Here is a 22,333-nt window from a genome sequence, read left to right as displayed (position 1 = left end):
AAAAGAAGGGGACTGCTGCGCAGTCCAGCGGGAGCAAGCTCCCTCGCCACACGTTTTCGATCGTCTGGAGGTTCACTTATGTGAATCAATAATCAGCTCAAAGCAAATGCTGAGAGATCAGCTTCGAGATTTCCACCATCGAAGTCCTGCCGGTGAACTCGAACTTCACCTTCCCCAATGACGAAAAATAAATCTCCAACTCGGAATCCAGGTCAAACGTACCGGACGTTTCCACCGAGTACGCGACGATGTTTTTATACGGCAACGAAGTGAAGTCTTTCTTGCTGCCGGTGAGGCCCTGCACGTTGACCGCGATGATGCGTTTGTTGGTAAACACAACGCCGTCGCGCATGGATTTGTAGGAATCGATGACTTGCTCCCCTTCCAGTAGCAGTGCGCTGACGCGCTCGGCGTACTCTTCGTTTTGCTTGAGTTTGAAGAAGCCTTTGTTGTTGAAATCAATCATCTGCTAGTCCCTGTTCTTGAAAAAGTTTGACGAACATATACGGCATCAATCTCCGCTAACACCTATCACCTCCTCCAACACCCGCGCCACACATTGCACCGCCACGTCCTCATCGCGCCGTTTATGCCAGGCCAGATGCAACGCAAACCCCTCCACCTCAATCGGCGGTTCCACAGTGTGCAGCGCCTTGGCCATCGGCATCGACAGGCACTGACTGGGCAGCATCGCAATCAGGTCCGAGCCCAGCAGCAGATCCGGAACCATGACAAAGCTCGGCACGACAATACCGATTCGCCGCGCAAGCCCTTGGCCCTTCAACTGTTCATCGAGCGGGCCCCAGGTTGCGCCGCGCCCGGACACCAGCACGTGTGGATAACTCAACCAGCGGTCGAGATCAAAGTCCGCGAGTGCCGGATGCCCGGTTCGCATCGCCACCACGAAATGTTCGTGCAACAGCAAGCGCCGGGTGAAGTCCGGTCCGAGGGGCGGGAACACCGACATGGCCAGATCGCTTTGGCCGCGACTCAAGCTTTCCTGAGCCGCCTCACCGCCCTGCCACGGTTGGATCACCAGGTCGATGCCCGGCGCCAGTTCCGCCAATCGTTGCTGCAATCGCTGGGCGATGACGATCGCCGGGAAGTCGGCCATGACGATGCGCACGGTCTGGCGCAAAGTGCTCAGCTCGGCACTGGCGGCGCCGACCAGTGTGCTGACCGAACCCAAAATCTGCTTCAACGGGCCGCGCAAGGCCTGCGCTTTTGGAGTCAGTTGCATGCCCCCCGGCACGCGTTCAAGCAAGCGATCCTGGAACAGATGCCGGCAACGCTCCAACGCATTGGACGCCGCCGGTTGCGACAGGCCGACGCGCTCGGCGGCGCGGGAGACGTGGGCTTCGTCGAGCAACGCATCGAGCACGGTCAACAGGTTGAGGTCCACCGAACGTAGATTCATTGAATCAATACCTAACTAGACAAACCATCCATTGGAACAATGTACAACACGCTGGCACGCTGTGGCTCCCTTCACTTGAACCGGCGAAGCCATGAACGACACCACCCTGATTTTGAGTTTTCATCCTGACTTGAGCGGATCCCGAGCCAACCGTTCAATGCTGGAGGCGGTGAAGGATATGCCGGGGATCACCGTCGTCGATCTGTACGGGGTTTACCCGAGCGACCAAGTGGACACGGCGCTGGAAATACAACGTTTGTTGTCGGCGAAACGGCTGGTGCTGCAATTTCCCGTGCAGTGGTACTCGACACCGGCTCTGCTCAAGACCTGGCAGGACAGTGTGCTGACGCGGATGTATTACATCGCTTATGAAACCGAGGGTCGCAGGCTCGGGGGGATGCCGATCATGATCGCGGCCACTGCTGGTAACACGCCTGAGGCTTACAGCGAAAACGGGGGTAACCTGTTTCCGCTTGAGCAATTGTTGCAGCCATTACGCGCGACGGCGCACCGGTGCCAATGGGCCTGGACCGAACCGTTTCTGGTTTATCGGGCGAACAAATTGTCGGGGGTGGAGCTGGATGTGATCGCCAGTCGGTATCGGGCGAGCATCGAACGATTTCAGCGTACCGAAGTTTCGCAAGCTGATTAAGTTCAGGAGTGAGGGGCTATCGGCGAATGCAAAGGGCATAAATTATTATGCATGATTAATCCATTGTAACGGCATATCAATTTCGAAAAACTTGGTGATCTTGCGATCACCAAGCAGCCTACTTTAACTTACTACTTCGTCCACCAAGTAAAACCAACTGATTTTTCTTTACCTGCCTCAGCTTTAGATGCATTAAATTCTTGAGCTGGTATTTCAGCCCATTTTGAATCGACAGACAAGCTCGCCGCACAAGTATTACTTAGTGTTTTCAGCTCATCGTAACTTGCCTTTATTTTATTGGACATAGAGTCCAATCCACGAGTATAAACTTCGGAATTTTTATAAGTGCCGCTTTGTAAACTGAATTTATGCGCGCCTATCGACGCTATCCCATTAGCCAATCTTTCAAGCTGCGGGACGGAGTCCTTTATAAAAGAGGTTTTCTCGGAGTCGGACAGGTGTTCACTCTTAAAATTCACGATTAATTTTGATACGCTTTGTTGAACTGTTTCCAATTTAGAAACTAGACTGAACACTTTATTAGAGTATTCAGCTTCTTTATTAGCAACCACTACTGAAGGCGACGAAATATTAATGCCTGATATACCCATTTTCAACCACCTCGAAAACCATTATGAAAATTAATACTTTTTCAAAACTAAAATCCAGTTCAGCACCGATTCAAAGCCTAAAATCAAACATATTTCCAATCTATCAATTTTCGCTCTTTTCTTAAGCTTTGTTCACCATCTAGTTCAGTCTATTTCAAATTTATTCGATTCGATCTGGGCATACCCGTCCCACAGAGTACAAGACGCACAATGCTTAACAGGCAACCGTAACCACCTGCGTTATCATCACCACCCTATGCGCCAAGAGCCTTGACCCCGGATGTCCGTACCGTTGCCATTGCCTGACCACCAAACCCCATTGCCACCCGTCCTCGTCGGCCCAATGCTGCGGCGCCTGGAGCCGACACGGCTGGTGCTGTGGCTCGTAGGAACCCGGGCGTTGTCGCTGACGTTGCGTCTACAAGGTGTTGGCGACATCCGCCTCGACGCCGGGCTATGCACGATCATCCCGGTCGGTACTCATGCGTTCATCCATTTGATCGATGTGCCACTAGACGCCGCCCTGCCCTGCGACACGCTGATCGAGTACGACCTGCTGATTGATGAAGCCGCAATGGGCATCGCCGAATGGGCGCCGCATCTGCTGTATGGCGAAGCACGCTGTCCGAATTTTGTTTTGCGTTCCAGGATCGACCAGTTGCTTCATGGCTCCTGTCGCAAACCGCACCATCCCGCCGCTGACGGTTTGCTTTGCGTTGATCGCTTGCTGGCGTCAGAGCACGAAGCAACAGAACGCCCGGCGCTGCTAATGATGAGTGGCGATCAGGTGTACGCCGACGATGTCGCGGGGCCGATGCTGCGGGCCATCCATGCCTTGATCGCGCGTTTGGGACTGTTCGGCGAACACCTCGAAGGCGCCGTGGTCAGCGACAGCGCCAAGCTCTACGAGCACTCGGCCAGCTACTACCACCGTGCGGATTTGTTACCGGCGTTGCAGAGCAATGAAACCCTGCGCGAGCGATTTTTCGGCGGTGCGCGTAAGCCGATTTTCACCAGCAGCAGTGCCGACAATCATCTGGTGACGTTCGCTGAAGTCATGGCCATGTACCTGCTGGTGTGGTCGCCGACACCCTGGACGCTGATCGCGCCCAAACCGCCGAAATTGATTCCCGAACGACGCGAGCGTTATGCGCTGGAGCAGACGCGCATCGATGGTTTCAAGGCTGGCCTTGGCGGTGTCGCACGGGCCTTCGCGCATTTGCCGTGCCTGATGATCTTCGACGACCACGATATTACCGATGACTGGAACCTTTCCGCGCAATGGGAGGAAACGGCCTACGGCCACCCGTTCTCCAAGCGCATCATCGGCAATGCGCTGATCGCTTATATGCTGTGTCAGGGCTGGGGCAATAATCCGGATGCGTTCGGCGCGGTGCTGGAGAAGACTGATGGTTTTAGCCTGACCGGGGACGATGGCTATCTCGACAGTCCGGTGCAGGATGCCTTGATCGATGAGCTGCTGAAGTTTCAGCACTGGCATTACGTACTGCCGACCAGCCCGGCGATGGTGGTGCTCGACACCCGCACCCGGCGCTGGCGCAGTGAGATGACGCTCAAGCAGCCCTCGGGGCTTCTGGATTGGGAAGCCCTGAGTGAGTTGCAACAGGAATTGCTGGATCACCCTTCGGCGATCATCGTTTCGCCGGCACCGGTGTTCGGCGTGAAGCTGATAGAAACCGTGCAACGGGTGTTCAGCTGGTTCGGTTATCCACTGCTGGTGGACGCCGAAAACTGGATGGCCCATCGCGGTGCGGCGCAGGTAATCCTGAACATTTTCCGACACTCGCGTACACCGGGTAACTACGTGGTGCTGTCGGGTGATGTGCATTATTCCTTCGTCTACGAAGTCTTGATCCGACACCGCAAGGCCGGCCCGAGGATTTGGCAGATCACCAGCAGCGGCATCAAGAACGAATTTCCACCGGCGCTGCTTGAATGGTTCGACCGACTCAATCGCTGGCTGTATTCCCCGCGCTCGCCGCTGAACTGGCTGACCAAACGCCGACGGATGCGCATCGTGCCGCACGTTCCGGAGCATGCCGAGGCGGGTGAACGGTTGTGGAATTCGGCGGGGATCGGGCAGGTGTTCTTTAATGAGAAAGGACAGCCGCAGGAAATTTTTCAACACAACTCGGATGGTTCGCCGAAGACGCGGATGGTGGCGCCTGAGGCTGAGGATTGACGGTACTCCCACAGTGCGTTAACGCAGGCCACTGGATATGAATCTCGCTCGAACACTGATTATCGGCAACTCCGGCTCGGGCAAAAGCTGGCTGGCCGAGCGGTTGGCTGGACATCTACAATCACCATGGATCGATCTCGATTCGATCCACTGGCTATCCGACGAACACAGCATCGCCCGTCCACGCGCTGAAGCATTGGGCATGGCGCGGATCGCGGCAGATGAAGAGTTCTGGGTGATCGAAGGTGTTTACGGCTGGATCGTCAGCGAAACTATCCACCGCGCAACAGCGTTGATCTGGTTGTGTGTTGATGATGAACATTGCGTCGCCAATATTCGCCAGCGAGAACACAAACCGGACGATGACGAGTTGTTAGTGGCGCTGCTGGCGTGGGCCGGCAGTTATCGTGCCCGCGAAGACTCCAGTGGTTTTTTTACGCATCAGCGATTGTTCGAAACGTTCAGCGGTTCAAAAATCAAACTCATGGATCGAAGCGAAATCGCCGCATTCGCGAACGCACTGATACAAACCAACTAATTTCCCCGATTACCGAGAAAGGTCAGGCCGCACCCACCGCCCTACAAACCCCTCTGACAATCATCTCCACCTCCCGCTCATCAATCGTCAGCGGCGGCAGCAACCGGATAGTCTTACCCCGTGTCACGTTGATCAACAAACCGTGATCCCGGGCGGCGATCAGGGTCAGGTCGCGAATCGGTTGCTTGAGTTCGATGCCGATCATCAAGCCCTGGCCACGGATGGCTAGCACGTTCGGGTCATCGGCCAGCTCTATGCGCAATCTGTCGAGCAAGCGTTCGCCCTGCACTTTGGCGTTTTCCAGCAAGCCCTGTTCTTCGATGATATCCAGCACCGTGCAACCCACACGACACGCCAATGGATTACCGCCGAAGGTGCTGCCGTGGCTGCCGGGGGTGAAGAGGTCGGCGGCTTTGCCTCGGGCCAGGCAGGCGCCGATGGGGACGCCATTACCTAGGCCTTTGGCCAACGTCATGACGTCCGGAATGATGCCTTCGTGCTGGAACGCGAACCACTGGCCGGTGCGACCGATGCCGGTCTGGATTTCGTCGAGCATCATCAGCCATCCGCGCCGGTTGCACAGTTCACGCACGGCTTTGAGGTAACCCGGCGGGGCCAGTTGCACACCGCTTTCTCCCTGAATCGGTTCCATCAGGATCGCCACAATGCGCGGGCCGTGGGCCTGTTGCACCTTGTCCAGCGCGTTGAGATCGCCGAACGGGACTTTGACGAAATCCCCCGGCAGGTCATTGAAACCCAGGCGCACCGCCGGGCCATCGCTGGCGGACAACGTGCCGAGCGTCCGACCATGGAACGCGTTTTCCATGACGACCACCAAAGGGTGCTCGATGCCTTTGTGCCAGCCATGCAGCCGCGCCAGTTTCAGCGCGGTCTCGTTGGCTTCGGCACCGGAGTTGTTGAAGAACGCCCGCTCCATGCCCGCCAACCGGGTCAGTTTCTGCGCCAGCCGCTGCTGCCAGTCGATGCTGTAGAGGTTAGAGGTGTGCAACAACAGCCCCGCCTGTTCGCTGATGGCGGAGACAATTCTGGGGTGGGAGTGGCCGACATTGGTCACCGCCACGCCCGCCACCGCATCCAGGTATTCACGACCGGCCTGATCCCACAGGCGTGTGCCCAGGCCTTTAGTGAAACTCAAGGCCAGTGGTTGGTAAGTGCTCATCAGGCAGGCGGCGGTCATGACATCAAGCTCCATCAATAGTCGGTGTTTTTGCAGTATGGTTATCCACCAGAGCTGGATAAACGCTGCAAAACTTCAATCATTTTAAAGTCAGGCTTGATAATGGATCTGTTCCAGGCAATGACCGTTTACGTAAGAGTGGTGGAATCCGGCAGCATGACCGCTGCCGCTTTTCAGTGCGAAATGTCGACCACCATGGTGGGCAATCACCTGCGGGCACTGGAGCAACGCCTGGGTGTGCGCTTGCTCAACCGTACGACGCGGCGCCAGCGGCTGACGGAATTTGGCACCGCGTATTATCAACGCTGCCTCGAAGTACTGGGGCTGGTGGCCGATTCCGAACGCCTGGCCGAACAAGCCCTCGACGAGCCGAGCGGCACCCTGCGCCTCACCGCGCCGCTGACGTTCGGCACCGAAAAACTCGCACCCGCGCTGAGCGAATTCGCCCTGCTTTGTCCACGAGTCAAACTGGACGTGGTCCTCACCAACCGACGTCCGGATCTGCTCGAAAACGGTTTCGACGTGGCGTTTCGGCTGGGCAACATGGAACAGACCAACCTGATCGCCCGCCCACTCGAGGACTACACGCTGACCATGTGCGCATCACCGAGCTACCTGATGCGCCGAGGTAACCCTGAGAAACCTGATGACCTGCGACACCACGATTGCCTGTCCTTTGCCTACCCGGCGGGCGATGACTGGCACTCAGTGGAAAAGGAATGGCGCCTGACCGGGGCCGAAGGCGAGGTGACTGTGGCGGTCAGTGGACCCATGCTGATCAACAGCTCCGCAGGATTGCATCAAGCGGCACGCACCGGCATGGGCATCGTGCTGTTGCCCGACGCATTGGTGGACCAAGACCTCAAGGACGGAAAACTGGTGGCTGTGATGCCGGATTACCTGCCGCCGAACCGGCCGATGAGCCTGATGTACGCTCAGGATCGCTACCGTTTGCCAAAACTGCGCAGTTTCGTCGACTTCGCGATGCGGATGTGGGGCAAGCACTAGCGGGCTGGCGGCGCCATCGACTAATCTCCTCGACTGACGGGTCACTTTGGTCAGGGAGAGCGGCGATGGGTGGAGCCTCGGATATCGAAGCGTTGAAGTTCAATCTGTCCGATTTGAACGAAAACATGCTGCACACCGTTATGGAACTGGTCAGTGACGGCATCTGGGACTGGAACGCCAATACCGGGTTCGTTTACCGCAACCCCGGCTGGTACGAAATGCTTGGCTATGCACCTCACTCCCTCGACAACACGGTGTTGACCTGGGAAAACGTGATGCACCCCGACGATTACCCGCGGGTCATGGCCCTGTTTGACGACTACCTGAGCCAACGAGCTCCCGGTTATCAGGCCGAGTATCGCTGTCGCACACAGGACGGGCGCTATATCTGGATCGAAGACCGTGGCCACGTGCTTGCACGCAATGCCGACGGTTCGGTCGCGCGCATGGTCGGTGCGCACCGCAGCATTGAAGACAAGAAACTCCTGCTCGAAGCGCTTGAACTAAGGAATCAATCCCTCGAAGCCATCGTCGAAGAACGCACTCGAGAGTTATCCCGGGTCAACCAGCAGTTGCAGATCCAACTCGAAGAAAACCGCAAACTGGCGGAAACCGATGCGCTGACCTCAATCGCCAATCGACATCGCTTGAGTAAAACCCTCCCCCAGGAATGTGACCGCGCCCAGCGCTTTCGACAGCCACTGTCGCTGATTGCCATGGACATCGACGACTTCAAGAACATCAACGATCACTACGGTCATGCGTTGGGTGATGCCGCATTGGTGCAGGTGGTCGAGAGTGTGAAGCGCTGCGTCCGCAAGGGCGATTTGCTGGCGCGTTGGGGCGGTGATGAGTTCATCATGGTCCTGCCCAACACCTCGCTGGCCTACGCCAGAACCCTTGCCGAAACCATCCGCCATAGCCTCGCCGACTTGCCTCCGGTGGGAGACTTTCAACTGACCCTCAGTTTTGGTGTGGTTCAGCGCTTTGACGAAGAACAACAAACCGGGCTGCTGGCCAGGGCTGATCAGGCGTTGTATCGGTCGAAGGTGGCAGGCAAGAATGTGATTTCGGGGTGAGCATCGTGCTCGCCCCTCCTCTCACATCCCCGACTTCACCAGCACCGGTTTTTCCTGATAGCGCTCCGGATACAGCTGTTTGAGCTGCGCTACTTTCGGTAGATCGTTGATCACGATGTACGGGTAAGTCGGATGCTCGGTCAGAAAGTCCTGATGTTCCTCCTCCGCCGGGTAGAAACCGTTATAGGTTTCCAGTTTGGTGACGATCGGTTTGTTGAATAATTTGGCGGCATCTAGCTGGGCAATGTAGGCCTGGGCGACACGCTGCTGTTCGCTGTTTGCAGGAAAAATCGCCGACCGGTACTGAGTACCGCGGTCAGGTCCCTGACGATTGAGTTCGGTCGGGTTGTGCGCGACGGAAAAGTAGATCTGCAACAAGGTGCCGTAGCTGACCTGAGTGGGGTCGAAGGTGACCTCGACAGATTCTGCGTGACCGGTATCGCCGTCGCTGACTCGTTCGTATCGAGCGGTGTTGGCGGCACCGCCGGCGTATCCGGAGATCGCGTTCTTCACACCTTTGACATGCTGAAACACCCCTTGCACGCCCCAGAAGCAACCGCCGGCGAAAACCGCTGTTTCGCTGTGGGCCTGGGTGGTTTCGTCGAGGGCCGGTGGGGGAATGATGACCGCTTCTTCGGCAGCACCGAAAGAGAAGGCCGAGCATTGACCGATGATGCCTGCGGCAGCCAGTCCCAACAGGGTGCGGCGCCAGGTAAACAGGGTTTTCATGAGGCTGACTCCTGAGAAATAAAGGGGGCCATCAACCGAACGTAAAGGCATACGCCGAGACGCCCGGATCGAGAAATTCGATGCTGAAGGTTCGATCCGTGACACCGCCGGGTTGGCGCACCAGTTGATACAAACGTTGCTCGGTCACGCTGCCGCTGCCATCGGGTGCGACGTCCGTACCGTGGGCATCACCGGGGGCTTTTCCGTCAATCAGGACTTTGAAGCGCACCGGTTTGCCATCGGCGGCAGGCCCCAATACCAAGTGCAAATCGCGAGCATGGAAGCGGTAAACGATGCGACTGGCCGGCGCGCTTGATGTGGCCCGCTCCGAACCGACAGTCCACTGGCCGCCCAGGCTCCAGTCATTCAGGGCCAGTTGCGACGGTGGGTTGTAGGTCGTCGACTTGTCGGGAACCAGACTGGTTTCGGGGACGAAATGCTCCGAGCGCTGGTAGCCGACATAGGTTTCCGGTGACTGCACTTCGTTCATGTCCGGCGCGAGTTGAACACCCTCGGCATTGGCATTGATCAAGCCGTCGGCCACCTTGGCGGCGCCCGCCTCACGCAGCAATTGCTGGATCACCCGCTCCGACTCGGCGTAATCGCCTTCGCCAAAGTGGTGATAACGAATGCGCCCCTGAGCGTCGGCAAAATAGTGAGCGGGCCAGTATTCGTTGTTGAAAGCACGCCAGATCTTGTAGTCGTTATCGATTGCCACCGGGTAGGTAATGCCCAGGTCCTTCATGGCTTTGGTGACGTTGCCTACATTCCGTTCGAAAGCGAATTCGGGCGCATGGACGCCGATTACCACCAGGCCCTGATCACGATACTTTTCGGCCCATGCCTTCACATAGGGCAGCGTGCGCAGGCAGTTGATGCAGGAGTAGGTCCAGAAATCCACCAGCACCACTTTGCCCTTCAACGCCTGAGCGGTGAGAGGGGGTGAGTTGAGCCATTGCACAGCGCCGTCCAGCGGCGGAAGGTTACCTTCGATCGGCAGCGCACCCGGCTTTTGGTCAGCTGCTTTCATTGCACCACCGGGATCACGCGCCATCATTGCCCCGCTTTCATTTGGAGACCTGGCCAACCGTCCAACCAGCGCCTGTTCGATACCGCCCGTGGACGCCGTCGAAACCCGCGCCAGAATCCCGGTATCGAGCCCCAGGGCAATCGCCGCCACACCCGCCAGCATTGCAGCACCCAAGCCTCGACGGACCCACTCGCCAGCACCGATGGAACGCTTCATTGCAGCGAATACTTTACCGCCCAACAGCAACGCCACCGCGAGGGAAGTGGCGGCACCGGCGGCGTAGGCCAGCAGCAACAGGGTGGTTGCGATGCTTGCCCCTTGCAGTGCGGCGCCGGTCAGTACCAGGCCCAGAATCGGCCCGGCACACGGCGCCCAGAGCAGACCCGTGGCAACACCGATCAGGAACGAAGCACCGGGACGCGGCCGCGAATCGGCACCGGCGGCTTCCGACAAACGACTGCCAGCCGCCACCAGCGGACGCGTCAGGCGCTCAGCCAGTTGCGGCAGCAACAACGTCAAGCCGAACAGAGCAACAAACACCAACGCGAGCCAGCGCCCGTACTGATTGAGTTGCACCACCCAGCCGCCACCCACCGCCGCCAACGAGGCGACCAGCGCGAAGGTCAGCGCCATCCCCGCCAGCAGCGGCAAGCTGCTCTTCATGAACGGCTGCCCGGTGCGAGCGAAGACAAATGGCAGTACCGGCAGAATGCACGGGCTGACGATCGTCAGCACACCACCGAGATAAGCGAGGACCAGAAGCCACATAGTGTCGACCTGCATGAAGTGAAAGAGAGGGTTAAGCCGCCTGTGGCTTGAAGGTCATCGCCAGACCGTTCATGCAGTAACGCAAACCGGTGGGCTTGGGCCCGTCATCGAAAACATGCCCCAGATGACCGCCGCAACGCCGACAGTGAACCTCTTCGCGCAGCACCCCGAAGGAACGGTCCTGACGGGTCGCCACGGCCTTTTCCAGCGGGGCCCAGAAACTCGGCCAACCGGTGCGACTGTCGAACTTGGTTGAAGAGGAGAACAGCGGCAGGTCGCAACCGGCACAGGCAAAGGTGCCGTCACGGTGCTCGTTGTTCAGCGCACTGCTGTAAGCCCGTTCGGTGCCCTCCTCGCGCAGGATTTCGTACTGCTCGGCGCTTAGCAGGGCGCGCCATTCGCTGTCGCTGTGGGTCACCTCGAAAACCTCCTCGGCACTGGCCTCATTGACCAGTGCGGAACGGGCGGCAAATTTTGGCAATACACCGATCACCAGGGCTGCAGCCCCCAGCCCGCCGCTCGCCAGTAGAAATTGTCGCCGTGAAAACATGGCCGTCTCCAAAAATCCAAAGTGCCTTTCATGGAACACAGCCTAGGCTTGGGTTGATCGCCAAATCCTCACGGGAAGTTAAACAATTCGTGATAACTCTGGCATTGGAAAACCCGCACAATGCGCTCATTGCGCCGAAGGATTGAGCTTGATGGAACCGACCAAACGCGTCCTCGTGGTCGAGGACGACCTGCATATCGCCGACCTTATCTGCCTGCATCTGCGCGATGAGCAGTTCGAGGTGGTGCACTGCGCCGATGGCGATGAAGGCATGCGATTGCTGCAGCAAGGAAGCTGGGACGCGCTGATCCTCGACCTGATGCTGCCGGGCGTCGACGGCCTGGAAATCTGCCGCCGCGCCCGTGCCATGGCCCGCTATACCCCGATCATCATCACCAGTGCGCGTTCCAGCGAAGTGCATCGGATACTGGGCCTGGAACTCGGCGCCGATGATTACCTGGCCAAACCTTTTTCCATGCTCGAGCTGGTCGCCCGAGTCAAGGCGCTGCTGCGACGGGTCGACGCCATGGCGCGCAACCTGAAAATGGACGCCGGCAGCCTGATCATCGACGGCCTCTCCATCGACCCGATCACCCGCGAGGTGTCCCTTGACGGTCGGCGCCTCGACCTCACGCCTCGGGAATTCGACCTGCTGTATTTCTTCGCCCGCCAGCCCGGCAAAGTGTTCTCGCGCATGGACCTGCTCAATGCCGTGTGGGGTTACAGCCATGAAGGCTACGAGCACACGGTCAATACCCACATCAACCGCCTGCGGGCAAAGATCGAGGCCGATCCCGCACAACCGGTGCGCATCCTCACGGTGTGGGGCCGTGGCTACAAATTCGCGGCAAGGGAGGACCAGCCATGAGGCTGACCCTGACGCAACGGCTGTCTCTGGTTTTTGCCGTGCTGTTGCTGGTGTGCTGCGGCACCTCGGCCTGGATGCAGGTGCGTTCCAACCAGATGCATGAACAGGAAGTGGTGCAAGGACTGTCGCGGGATCTGGCCCAACATATCGCCCGCGACACGGTGCTGATGGACACCCAGGGCCTGATGCCCGATGCCGTGCGTGACCTGTTCAGCAAGCTGATGCTGGTCAATCCCAGTGTCGAGGTCTATCTGCTCGACATCGGGGGCAGGATTGTCGGCAGCGCGGCGCCCGAAGGCCGGATTCACCGGGAACGGGTCGACCTTGCGCCCATCCAGCGCCTGCTCAAGGGTGATGCCCTGCCGATTCTCGGCGACGACCCACGCAGCGTCGATGCGCGCAAGGTGTTCAGCGCGGCACCGCTGAAGGTCGACGGTAAGCCTGTTGGTTATCTTTACGTGGTGTTGCTCGGCGAAGACCACGACCGCCTGGCGGAACAGGGCGCCACCAGCGCAGCCCTCAACACGGCTCTGCTGTCTATCGGACTGGTGGCATTGCTCTGCCTGATCGCCGGTCTCACAGCATTTGCGCTGATCACCCGGCCGTTGCGCCGTTTGACCGAAACCGTCAGCCAGTTTGACATTGATGGTGTCCCGGCGACGCCACCCGCGCCAGCGCCGGCGGAAAAAACCGCCAGCCACGACGAAATCGCCATCCTCGACGCCACCTTCCGGCAGATGCAGGCGCGCCTCAGCGAACAATGGCGCTCGCTGACCCGTCAGGATCAGGAACGCCGCGAACTGGTGGCGAACATTTCCCACGACCTGCGTACGCCTTTGGCGTCGCTGCATGGCTATCTGGAAACCCTGTCGCTCAAGGACGCCACGCTGTCCCCCGCCGACCGTCGCCGCTACCTGGGCATCGCTCTGGACCAAAGCCGCAAGGTCGGCGGCCTGGCGCAATCGTTGCTGGAACTGGTGCGCCTGGAACACGGTTTTGTGCAGCCCGTGCTGGAGCGTTTCTCCCTGACCGACCTGGTGCAGGACATCTTCCAGAAATTCGAACTGACCGCCGAGGCGCGCCAGGTCGAACTCAAGGCCAGCTTCGCCCCCAACGTGGCAGCGGCCTGCGCCGACCTGGGGTTGATCGAACGGGTCCTCACCAACCTGTTCGACAATGCCCTGCGTCATACCCCTCCAGGTGGGAACATCGAACTGAGCCTGCGCCCGCAAGGACCGTTTATCGAAGTCACCGTCAGCGACACTGGCCCCGGCATCGCGCCTGAACTGCGCGAAGGGTTGTTCCTGCGCCCGTTCAACATTGGCGGTGCACGACGCGATGGCGGACTCGGGCTGAGAATCGTGCATCGGATCCTGCAACTGCACGGTCGCGATATCCAGTTGATCGATGTGCCTGGACGTGGCGCGACCTTTCGCTTCACGTTGCCGGTCGATCAACAGACCGCAGAGCAATGGGCGGTGCGGTCGATGAATCTGAATTCGCCGGGAAAATAGGAATTCGTGACAACGCCGCCTCGGTCCAATAGATTAGGCGGCCTGAAAAGGCCCAGCGCTTTCTCGCCTCAACCCAAGTTTAAAGAAGTAGTGAAATTTCAATGTCCGATTCCAATACCGCTGAATCCGTAGTCACCTTGTCGTCCAAAGCGGAATACGAAAACTCCATCAATCTTTCACAGCACGTGCCCCAGGCCAAGAGCATCAGCGAGATGGTTCTGGACGCTTTCCAGTCCACTCGTGAAAGCGACCAGATCCGCGAGCTGCGCGCCGCGATTCGCCAGGCCCACGACCGCTTCGACGACGACAAAGCCTACGAACTGATGGGCGAGCTCAAGCAACTCAAGGACGCCGAAGCCGCCGACATCGCGGCCCTCGAAGACCTGAGCAGCAAATTCTCGATCGGCCGCATTCTTTCCAGCTTCAAGGACGATCCGGCGTTTCAGGAAATCGTCTACGGTCTGGCATTGAAGGTACTGAACCAGACGCACCAAGCCATCAGCAACCCGGCCAGCGGCAAGAGCAAAACGGCCCGCGCCAAGAAAGAAGTCGAAGTGTTTACCATCAGCAAGGATGGCGTGAGCGTCACCCTGCCGCTGCGTACACCACGTTCGCGACTGAACGTTGACCGTGAAGCGCTGGAATTCCTGGGCTTCACTTTCGTCGGTGAGGGCGATGAAGCCGAGCTGGAAAGCGAGACGTTCCTGGACAGCGCCGGGACTGAACAAGCGGTCAACCGCAAAAACATCATTACCGCGCTTCAGCAGCAAACCGCATTCGATGGCTACAGCATCGCCGCGCAGTAACACGATCCATCAGCAGCGCTTCAGGCGCCACTGACCTAAAAGCCCCGTCCTAGAGCGGGGCTTTTTATTGCCCGCGATTCCTGCAAAAGCCCGATTACTCTCTCAGTATCGACGCCAGAAAACACTTCCCTTAACCCTTGAGCACCACGGGTCCGCCTGCGGGGAACGTCAACTCACTTTCCAGCCCAAGACTTCAGTGGTGCGATTGCTGAGGTCATCATGCACTCGACCCCTTTATACCGTCAGTTAGCCAACCACTACCTCGACGCGATCCGCAGCGGCACCTTGAAAACCGGTGAACGGTTTCCCTCCATTCGGCTGATGATGGAAAAACACGCCGTCAGCCTGTCGACCGCCGTGCAGGTTTGCCGGGAGCTTGAGGACTATGGCGTCCTGGAAGCCCGCCCGCGTTCCGGCAACTACATTCGCCAGCCGGACACCTTGCCCAAACCTGTCGTGACCGCTCCCCCGCCGTCCGACACCGGCGTCTACCTCGGCATTCATGAGCAGGTGTCATCGGTGCTCAAGGCCAGCCAGCGTGCGACGATCAAGGTCAATTTCGCCAGTGCCTACTGTGCGCCGGAGCTCTATCCGTTGAAGATTATGCAGGAGCATATGATCAAGGCGCTGCGTCAGGACCAGCATTTGCTGGGTGTTCAAGGCTCGACCTGCGGCAATCTCGCATTGCGCAATATCCTGGCGCGACGGGCGCTGACCGCCAAAGCCAATTTGACTGCCGAGAAGATTGTGATCACCAACGGCGCAACCGAAGCAATCAACCTTGCCTTGCGTGCGGTGACCCAACCCGGTGACACCGTGGCCGTGGAGTCGCCGACCTTCTACGGCCTGCTGCAAATTCTCGAAAGCCTGAACCTGCGAGTGCTCGAAGTCCCGGCAACGGCCCACGCGGGCATCAATCTGTTCGCACTGGAACAACTGCTGCAAAGTCCCGAGCGGATCCGGGCGCTGATCGTCATTCCCAACCTGCAAAACCCGCTGGGCAGCATCATGCCCGACGCCAACAAGGCGCGGCTGGTGCAACTGTGCGCCGAGCACGGCACCGTGCTGATCGAAGATGACACCTATGGTGACCTGGTGGATACCGAGCAGCCGTTGTCCACACTCAAACACTGGGACTGCAGTGACAACGTGATCTATTGCGCCTCGCTGAACAAAACCCTGGCACCGGGCCTGCGCCTGGGCTGGATCAGCGCGGGGAAATGGCACGAGCGCGTGGAAATGCTCAAACACACCCAGACCCGCGGCTGTGAGGCGTTGTCGCAACTGGCGGTAGGTGCGTTCATGAAAACACCGTCCTACGAGCGTTACCTGCGTCGTCTGAGGAAAACCCTGACGCAACAACGCCAACAGATGAGTGCCGCGATCACCCGCTACTTCCCACCCGGCACCTGCGTGACTGACCCTCGGGGCGGCACATTGCTGTGGGTGGAACTGCCTCGACACTGTTCGTCCATGGCGCTTTTTCGTGAGGCGTTGAAAGTGGGCATTCAGATTTCCCCTGGGGATATCTTTTCCAATACCCAGCGCTTTGGCCACTTTGTGCGGATTGGGTGTGGGGCGTCGTATTCGCCGCGGATCGATGAGGCGCTGGCGACCTTGGGCCAACTCCTCAAAAACCAAAGCTGACACGTCACCTGTAGGAGCAAGGCTTGCCCGCGAAGAACGATAACGCGGTTCTCCTGAATGACCGCGTTATCGTTCTTCGCGGGCAAGCCTTGCTCCTACAAGGAATGCGTTCAGACCGGGTTTTGGTGCAGGCAGATTATGTGTGGATCATCGTTCCAATGGGGAAAGCGCTCGGCAATCAACGGGTCATGACCGGGGATTACGTGCTCCTCACCGTCCGCCAAACTGTCGATCAGGTTAAACGCCTCCAGCGTCTGCGCCAGATCATCCAGGATCGGAAACGGGCTGCGCTGGCGAATGTTCGCCCACAAATGCGCAGCATCCGACGCCAGGACAATCCACCCGCGTTCGGTGTTCACCCGCACCACCTGGCTACCCGGCGTGTGGCCGCCCACCGGATGTAGAGTCACGCCGGGAATCACCTCGACCGTACCGGTATGCAAGCGCAACCGGCCTTCGAACAGCGGTGGCAGTGCCGACATCACATCTTCGACTTCGTAGGTTTTGTTTACCGTGCGATGGGCCATTTTCGGCCCGGTGCAGAAGCGCAACTCCGCTTCCTGCAAATGCACCGTGGCTTTCGGAAACAGCCCCAGGTTGCCGGCGTGATCCCAGTGCAAATGGGTGAGGATCAGGTTCTCGACCTGCGCCGGATCGATGTCCAGTTGGCGTAGGGATTCTTCCGGCAGGCGATACATCTGACGGTTGCGCCGATCCGCTGTAGCCGGTTGAAAACAGGTGTCGACCACGATGAGCTGCTGTTCGTTGCGAATGACCCAGAAGTAGTAATCCAGTGGCATCGACGCATTGGGATCACCGCAGCAGGCGTCGTAAAGAAAGTTCTCCCGGGCGGTGCGCTGGGCATTGGCGCCGACACGGATGGCAAACACTTCGTACACAGGAACGGACATTTTCACCTCCTGATTCAGGCAACGGCCGCCGCTTTGAGGGTCGGACGGAAGTCGAAGTCGATCTCGTCGGTAATCCCCAGATCCTGCGCCAGACGATGCAGGCCGCTGTAGTCCCGCATGATCGTGGCGTTCTTGTTGCTCTCCCGAGTGTCGGCAATGATCAGCGCAGCCTCCTCGACGCCGAGCTGCGTCAGGATCGCCTCCCACATCGAGTAGTCCTGAGCGACAAAGGCACTCAGCGCCACCGACAACGTCTGTGCGAAAAATACCCGCTGAGTCGGCTGCATGTTCGCGTACATGACCTTCGCCACTTCAGCGAGAATCTTGCTGTGGGCGTATTCGTCACGGTTATGCAGCTCTGCCACGCGGCGGTTTTGCGGCTGAATGGTTTGATCGTCGGCCAACAGATCCAGGTAAGCGTTGACGCTGATCTCGGCCACCACCGCAAAGGTGATCGCCGCCAGGTCGCGCTGCCATTGCTCGGGCAACTCCTCGCGCAGCGCGACAAGGCGCAGATAGGTGACCGAGGGCGGCAACTCCAGATCCTGATCGAGTGCGCGGTCCTCTTTGGTTCGCTCGATGGCGCGAAGGTGCATGAGCGTGTGGTAGTGCTCGTCGATCAACGTCTGCTGCATCGCCTCGCGAAAATGCCAGTCGTTTTTACCCAGGTACTGATTGGCGATGACGCTCAGCGCCGGGTTCACCACGTGCTCTTCGGCCGTGACCGTACGCAGGTTGTAGCCGATCCAGCCCCAGGTCACCACGGTGCTTTTGAGCTCGTCGCTCAGGGCCTGGAATTTCGGGTGATGGAAGAACGGCACCATGCACTCCGGATAATCCGGGCGTGCCGGATCGAACGCTTCGCTGACCGAGGCCTTGTCCGGCGCACACACCGTGGCCCTTTTGGTCCAGGCCTGGTTGAGCCGCACGACCAGTTGATGATCGACCTTGGCGATCTCGATTGCTGTTTGCATGACGCGATACCTGTAGGACGCGTACCCGCCGAGGGGTACGCCAATGGAATAGTGAGCGACGGATGAATCAGGCCAGCCAGTAGCGGGTCAGGTTTCGCGCCGGGTCAGTGTATCGACTGCGGGCGTGGATCATTCGCCAGTTGTCCCAAATCAGCATGCAGCCGTCGGGAATCAGCACCGGCGTGTTGTTCCGAATGAAGTATTCCTCGCCCAGCACCGCGAATTTCGCCAGTGGCGATGAACTGTTGGCCACCTTCGATTGCTGCAAATCGTCCTCGGAAGGATTCACATCGCCATAGTGAAACTGGTTGTAGCTGAAGCGGAAAATGTCCCCGTCCTCTGTAGGCGTCAGGATGTACTCCTTGACCCTGGTTTGCGCCGTCTCACCCGGTTTGGCGGTGGCGACGAACTCTACGGGCGTGTCGTCGATCCATTCACGCAACTCGGGATCGGTGCGTTCCAGGAACCTCAGGAGCTCATACCCGTCCACCAGCCCCGTATGCCCGCCACCGCATGTCGCCTGTTGGTGACAATGCAGCGCCAGATAACGCGGCGGTGGCCCATAGACCGGCGCTTCAGTGTGCGGGCCGATGCCGTTCATGCTCTGGGAGTACGGCAACGCTTCATACCCCGGCTTGCGGGTAATGGCGAACGCCGTCTGCCCGTTGAATTGCGGGATGATCTGACCGAACGCCTGCAGCGTGCCGACGACATCGTAGGCAAATTCGGCTGGGGTCAGCACCGTCCAGCCACGGGACGACAATTCATCATGGCGGTGGCCCAGTGAAACGTAAGGTGTAGACGCAACAATCCCTTGATCTGACATGGCGGTGTTCCTGGCGGTTTATCAGGCGTTAACGGTTGAGGTGTAAGCGGCAATGAATTCGCGACAGGCGTTGCCCGGTCGATAGCGCTGTTCGTCGATGCTCTGCACGGGGGTGATTTCGGCGGCGGTACCCGTCAGAAAACACTCATCGAATTCGCCAAACTCCGTAGGAAGAATCGTGCGCTCGACCACCTGGTAATCCAGCGCCCCGGCCAATTCGATAACGGTCTGGCGGGTGATGCCATTGAGAAAACAATCGGGCAGCGGCGTGTGCAGCGTCCGGCCCTTGACGAAGAACACGTTGGCGCTGGTGGCTTCGGCGACGTGGCCGCGCCAGTCGAGCATCAGCGCATCGTGATAGCCGTTGTTTTCCGCATCGTGTTTGCTGAGTGTGGCGATCTGGTAATGCCCGGACGCCTTGGCTTCGAACGGGCTGCTGCTGGGTGGTGGCCGACGCCACTCGGCGGTCTTCAAGCGAATGCCGCCCATGTGCCCCGCCGGGTCGAAGTAACTCGGCCATTGCCAGCAGGCGATCGCCACGTGCACGCGGTTGAAGCGGGCCGAGGTCGAGATCATTTCACTGCCGCGCCACGCCACCGGCCGCAGATAACCGTCGACCACGTTGTTGCGTTGCAGCAGTTCATGGCTGGCCGCTTCCAGTTCGGCCAGCTCATAGGGAATCGCGAAATCCATCAACTGCGCCGAGCGGTACAGCCGCTCGCTGTGCTCACGCAGTTTGAAGATCTTTCCGTTGTAGACACGCTCCCCTTCGTACACGGTGCTCGCGTAATGCAAACCATGGGTCAGCACATGCAAGCGCGCCTCGGACCACTCGACGAACTCGCCGTCGAGCCAGATAAAACCTTCTCGTTGATCAAACGGGATGCCGCTCATATCCATATCTCCTGATGAATCGTCCTACGCCGTTTCGAGCAGGACCGGTATCAATTCGGGCGCTGCAACAGGCTCCGGCTGAAAGAAAAACGAGCGCTCGCCAAACGCCGGTCGCAGCTCATCGAACCAGGTCGCTTGCGGATCGAATCGCGCATAGAACGTGCGCAATACCCATTGCGGGTCCCGAGCCTGAAGAAATTGCAACACGAAGACTTTTTCCCCGGCCACGGTCTCGATGCCGTTGATCAACACCTTCCCGTAAAACGTGCTCATGGATGGCCCGCGCACCGTGCGCGCCAGCCCGGACACCGTTCGGTAAGCCGCCTGGAAAATCTCGAACGCCCGCACCAGCGGCATCGCGAAGTAGTGGCTCGGCCCGGTATCGCGCTCGACAAACATGTAATAAGGCACCGCTCCCAGCCGCACGCCCTCGGTCCAGAGCGCGGCCCAATCGGCGGGGTTTTCGTTGATGTGGCGGATCACCGGCGCCTGCATGCGCAAGGTCGCCCCGGTGGAACGAATGCGTTCGACGGCCTGACGGGCGATGTCCTGGCGGATCTCCACCGGGTGGTTGTAGTGCCCCATGACCGACAGGTGTTTCCCCGCCGCAACGATCCGTTTAAACAGCTCCAGCAGTTCCGGCGCGTCCTTGTCGCTGACAAACCGTTGCGGCCAATACGCCACGGACTTGGTGCCGATGCGGATGCTTTTGAGGTGAGGCAATTCCAGCAGCGGCTCGATGTACCCCGCCAGCGACCGGGTGTTCATGATCATCGGGTCGCCACCGGTGATCAGCACGTCGGTCACCTCGGTGTGCACCCGCAGGTAATTCACCAGCTCCTGGGACTCACGCGCGTTGAACTTGAGTTCTTCCTCGCCGATGAACTGCGCCCAGCGGAAACAGAACGTGCAGTACGCGTGACACGTCTGACCGGCACCGGGGAAAAACAGCACGGTCTCGCGGTACTTGTGCTGTATGCCCGGCAGGATTTTTCCGTCGAGGGTGGCGCCGTTGTGTGTCAGTTGCCCGGCCGGATGCGGGTTCATGCGCAGCCAGATGGCCTCGATCCGACGCTTGATGGCGACGGCGTCATCGCGCTCGATCAACTGTTTAAGCGACGTGTACTCGTCCGGCAACAGCATGTCCTTATGGGGGAAGGTCATGCGGAAAATCGGGTCATCCGGAATGTTGTTCCAGTCGATCAGCGTGCCGAGGACATATTCATTGGTGCGAAACGGCATGACCCGGGCCACTACGGTCATGGCTTCCTGCAACGCTGGCGTCAGTTTTTGCCAGTACGGCGTGTCGCGAATGGTGCGTGAGTTATAGGGTTTGTATCTTTCCTGCTCCGACAGTCCCTGCATGGCAGCGCTCCTTGTGATTGCCTGGCGGTTTTTACTGAATAGCCGGCGCTGCGCGCTCTATGTCCATCCATGCCCGGACGCTGTCGCGATCCCATTGCCGGCGCACATAGGCCGCGAGCCGCTGAGGAACGCGATCGCCATTGGCGAGCAATCGGTTGAGCATGATTGCGAGGTCGGTGTCGGCAATGCTCCAGTCTCCGAACAGGTGATCCGCCCCCTCCTGAAGCAACCGGTCGGCTACAAAGAACAGTCTTCCGACAGCTGCCTGGGCTTCATCCGACAACGGGGTTTCTTTCTTGCCGAAGTAAATGAGGTCTGCCGGACGCTCTTTGCGAATGACCAGCAGATCACTGCGCAACCAGGCCTGGAGCTGACGGGCGCGGGCGCGCTGTTTGAGGTCCAGCGGGAACAGTTTTGGATGCCCCGGCGCTATCTCTTCCAGATATTCGGCAATGGCCGAAGATTCCGACAATGCGAAATCTTCGTGAACCAACGTGGGGATCTTGCAGGTCAATGAGATATCTTGATAACTCGTCTGATAGTTCTCGCGCGCTTTCAAGTCAAGCGTGACAAGTTCAAATGAAAGTTGTTTTTCCTTCAGTGCCACACATGCAGACATTGCAAACGCACTGACAAAATCTGCCCCGACATACAGTTTCAGCTTCGTACTATCCATAGAACGCTCCCTTGCTTTAACCACAATAATCCGTTGCATTGGAAACGATCGTAGTTAGTTGGTTAAGCG

At 58.7% G+C, this 22,333-nt stretch carries 22 protein-coding genes; 9 read left to right on the top strand and 13 right to left on the bottom strand.

From position 1 onward, the window contains the following. Window positions 1-97: 97 nt before the first annotated feature. Together ACA066_RS04895 and ACA066_RS04890 are read right to left on the bottom strand one after the other, a co-directional pair. Entirely contained in the window at window positions 98-466 is a 369-nt protein-coding gene (locus tag ACA066_RS04895) for a PH domain-containing protein (protein ID WP_497698356.1), read from the bottom strand. 45 nt (window positions 467-511) lie between these two features. Then, the gene (locus ACA066_RS04890; protein WP_497698355.1) at window positions 512-1,417 is read right to left on the bottom strand and encodes a LysR family transcriptional regulator; all 906 of its coding nucleotides are present in this window, start codon (window positions 1,415-1,417) and stop codon (window positions 512-514) included. Window positions 1,418-1,508: 91 nt separating this feature from the next. Between ACA066_RS04890 and ACA066_RS04885 the strand changes: the two genes are divergently transcribed. Further along, window positions 1,509-2,069 carry an NAD(P)H-dependent oxidoreductase gene (locus tag ACA066_RS04885; RefSeq protein WP_497698354.1) on the top strand — a complete coding sequence of 187 codons (561 nt, stop codon included), beginning with the start codon at window positions 1,509-1,511 and terminating at the stop codon, window positions 2,067-2,069. A gap of 131 nt (window positions 2,070-2,200) precedes the next feature. Here ACA066_RS04885 and ACA066_RS04880 read toward each other — a convergent pair whose 3' ends face one another. Then, window positions 2,201-2,680: a hypothetical protein gene (locus tag ACA066_RS04880; protein ID WP_497698353.1), complete on the bottom strand. Its 480-nt coding sequence runs from the start codon at window positions 2,678-2,680 to the stop codon at window positions 2,201-2,203. A gap of 280 nt (window positions 2,681-2,960) precedes the next feature. Here ACA066_RS04880 and ACA066_RS04875 point away from each other — a divergent pair, with 280 nt between their 5' ends. Both ACA066_RS04875 and ACA066_RS04870 read left to right on the top strand, forming a co-directional pair. Further along, window positions 2,961-4,883: an alkaline phosphatase D family protein gene (locus ACA066_RS04875; RefSeq protein ID WP_497698352.1), complete on the top strand. Its 1,923-nt coding sequence runs from the start codon at window positions 2,961-2,963 to the stop codon at window positions 4,881-4,883. 37 nt (window positions 4,884-4,920) lie between these two features. After that, a complete protein-coding gene (locus ACA066_RS04870; protein WP_497698351.1) occupies window positions 4,921-5,421 on the top strand; it encodes a P-loop NTPase family protein in 501 nt (166 codons plus the stop codon). A 22-nt stretch (window positions 5,422-5,443) separates the two neighbouring features. Here the strand turns inward: ACA066_RS04870 and ACA066_RS04865 are convergent, their stop codons facing one another. Then, entirely contained in the window at window positions 5,444-6,619 is a 1,176-nt protein-coding gene (locus tag ACA066_RS04865) for an aspartate aminotransferase family protein (protein WP_497698350.1), read from the bottom strand. Between the two features lie 102 nt (window positions 6,620-6,721). Here ACA066_RS04865 and ACA066_RS04860 point away from each other — a divergent pair, with 102 nt between their 5' ends. Together ACA066_RS04860 and ACA066_RS04855 are read left to right on the top strand one after the other, a co-directional pair. Further along, complete coding sequence (locus ACA066_RS04860) at window positions 6,722-7,627, top strand: LysR family transcriptional regulator (protein ID WP_497698349.1); 906 nt, start codon at window positions 6,722-6,724, stop codon at window positions 7,625-7,627. Window positions 7,628-7,692: 65 nt separating this feature from the next. Continuing rightward, window positions 7,693-8,706 carry a sensor domain-containing diguanylate cyclase gene (locus tag ACA066_RS04855; protein WP_497698348.1) on the top strand — a complete coding sequence of 338 codons (1,014 nt, stop codon included), beginning with the start codon at window positions 7,693-7,695 and terminating at the stop codon, window positions 8,704-8,706. A 21-nt stretch (window positions 8,707-8,727) separates the two neighbouring features. Here the strand turns inward: ACA066_RS04855 and msrA are convergent, their stop codons facing one another. The 3 genes from msrA to msrB are packed head-to-tail and all read right to left on the bottom strand — an operon-like array spanning window position 8,728 to window position 11,783. Next, window positions 8,728-9,435 carry a peptide-methionine (S)-S-oxide reductase MsrA gene (gene msrA, locus ACA066_RS04850; protein ID WP_497698347.1) on the bottom strand — a complete coding sequence of 236 codons (708 nt, stop codon included), beginning with the start codon at window positions 9,433-9,435 and terminating at the stop codon, window positions 8,728-8,730. 31 nt (window positions 9,436-9,466) lie between these two features. Next, window positions 9,467-11,233: a cytochrome c biogenesis protein DipZ gene (locus ACA066_RS04845; protein WP_497698346.1), complete on the bottom strand. Its 1,767-nt coding sequence runs from the start codon at window positions 11,231-11,233 to the stop codon at window positions 9,467-9,469. Window positions 11,234-11,264: 31 nt separating this feature from the next. After that, the gene (msrB, locus tag ACA066_RS04840; RefSeq protein WP_497698345.1) at window positions 11,265-11,783 is read right to left on the bottom strand and encodes a peptide-methionine (R)-S-oxide reductase MsrB; all 519 of its coding nucleotides are present in this window, start codon (window positions 11,781-11,783) and stop codon (window positions 11,265-11,267) included. A 151-nt stretch (window positions 11,784-11,934) separates the two neighbouring features. Here msrB and ACA066_RS04835 point away from each other — a divergent pair, with 151 nt between their 5' ends. From ACA066_RS04835 to ACA066_RS04820, 4 genes are all read left to right on the top strand, one after another. Next, on the top strand, window positions 11,935-12,651 hold the full coding sequence (locus ACA066_RS04835; protein ID WP_497698344.1) for a response regulator transcription factor: 717 nt from the start codon (window positions 11,935-11,937) through the stop codon (window positions 12,649-12,651). Beyond that, the gene (locus tag ACA066_RS04830; protein ID WP_497698343.1) at window positions 12,648-14,165 is read left to right on the top strand and encodes a sensor histidine kinase; all 1,518 of its coding nucleotides are present in this window, start codon (window positions 12,648-12,650) and stop codon (window positions 14,163-14,165) included. The genes ACA066_RS04835 and ACA066_RS04830 overlap by 4 nt, the downstream gene beginning before the upstream one ends. Before the next feature lie 101 nt (window positions 14,166-14,266). After that, complete coding sequence (locus tag ACA066_RS04825) at window positions 14,267-14,971, top strand: hypothetical protein (RefSeq protein WP_497698342.1); 705 nt, start codon at window positions 14,267-14,269, stop codon at window positions 14,969-14,971. Window positions 14,972-15,190: 219 nt separating this feature from the next. Beyond that, the gene (locus ACA066_RS04820) at window positions 15,191-16,618 is read left to right on the top strand and encodes an aminotransferase-like domain-containing protein (protein ID WP_497698341.1); all 1,428 of its coding nucleotides are present in this window, start codon (window positions 15,191-15,193) and stop codon (window positions 16,616-16,618) included. 110 nt (window positions 16,619-16,728) lie between these two features. Here ACA066_RS04820 and ACA066_RS04815 read toward each other — a convergent pair whose 3' ends face one another. The 6 genes from ACA066_RS04815 to yfcF all read right to left on the bottom strand — a co-directional run bounded on the left by ACA066_RS04815 (window position 16,729) and on the right by yfcF (window position 22,264). Beyond that, the gene (locus tag ACA066_RS04815) at window positions 16,729-17,529 is read right to left on the bottom strand and encodes an N-acyl homoserine lactonase family protein (RefSeq protein WP_497698340.1); all 801 of its coding nucleotides are present in this window, start codon (window positions 17,527-17,529) and stop codon (window positions 16,729-16,731) included. A 14-nt stretch (window positions 17,530-17,543) separates the two neighbouring features. Beyond that, window positions 17,544-18,503: a diiron oxygenase gene (locus ACA066_RS04810; RefSeq protein ID WP_497698339.1), complete on the bottom strand. Its 960-nt coding sequence runs from the start codon at window positions 18,501-18,503 to the stop codon at window positions 17,544-17,546. Between the two features lie 67 nt (window positions 18,504-18,570). Further along, the gene (locus ACA066_RS04805; protein ID WP_497698338.1) at window positions 18,571-19,329 is read right to left on the bottom strand and encodes a TauD/TfdA family dioxygenase; all 759 of its coding nucleotides are present in this window, start codon (window positions 19,327-19,329) and stop codon (window positions 18,571-18,573) included. A 21-nt stretch (window positions 19,330-19,350) separates the two neighbouring features. After that, entirely contained in the window at window positions 19,351-20,223 is an 873-nt protein-coding gene (locus tag ACA066_RS04800; protein WP_497698337.1) for a branched-chain amino acid aminotransferase, read from the bottom strand. Window positions 20,224-20,247: 24 nt separating this feature from the next. Next, window positions 20,248-21,588 carry a KamA family radical SAM protein gene (locus tag ACA066_RS04795; protein ID WP_497698336.1) on the bottom strand — a complete coding sequence of 447 codons (1,341 nt, stop codon included), beginning with the start codon at window positions 21,586-21,588 and terminating at the stop codon, window positions 20,248-20,250. Window positions 21,589-21,619: 31 nt separating this feature from the next. Continuing rightward, window positions 21,620-22,264: a glutathione transferase gene (gene yfcF / locus ACA066_RS04790; RefSeq protein WP_497698335.1), complete on the bottom strand. Its 645-nt coding sequence runs from the start codon at window positions 22,262-22,264 to the stop codon at window positions 21,620-21,622. Window positions 22,265-22,333: the final 69 nt, after the last annotated feature.

The sequence above is a fragment of the Pseudomonas sp. LBUM1651 genome (assembly GCF_059716135.1).
Note: the sequence above shows the minus strand (reverse complement) of the source record. Positions and strands in the feature narration are given on the sequence as shown.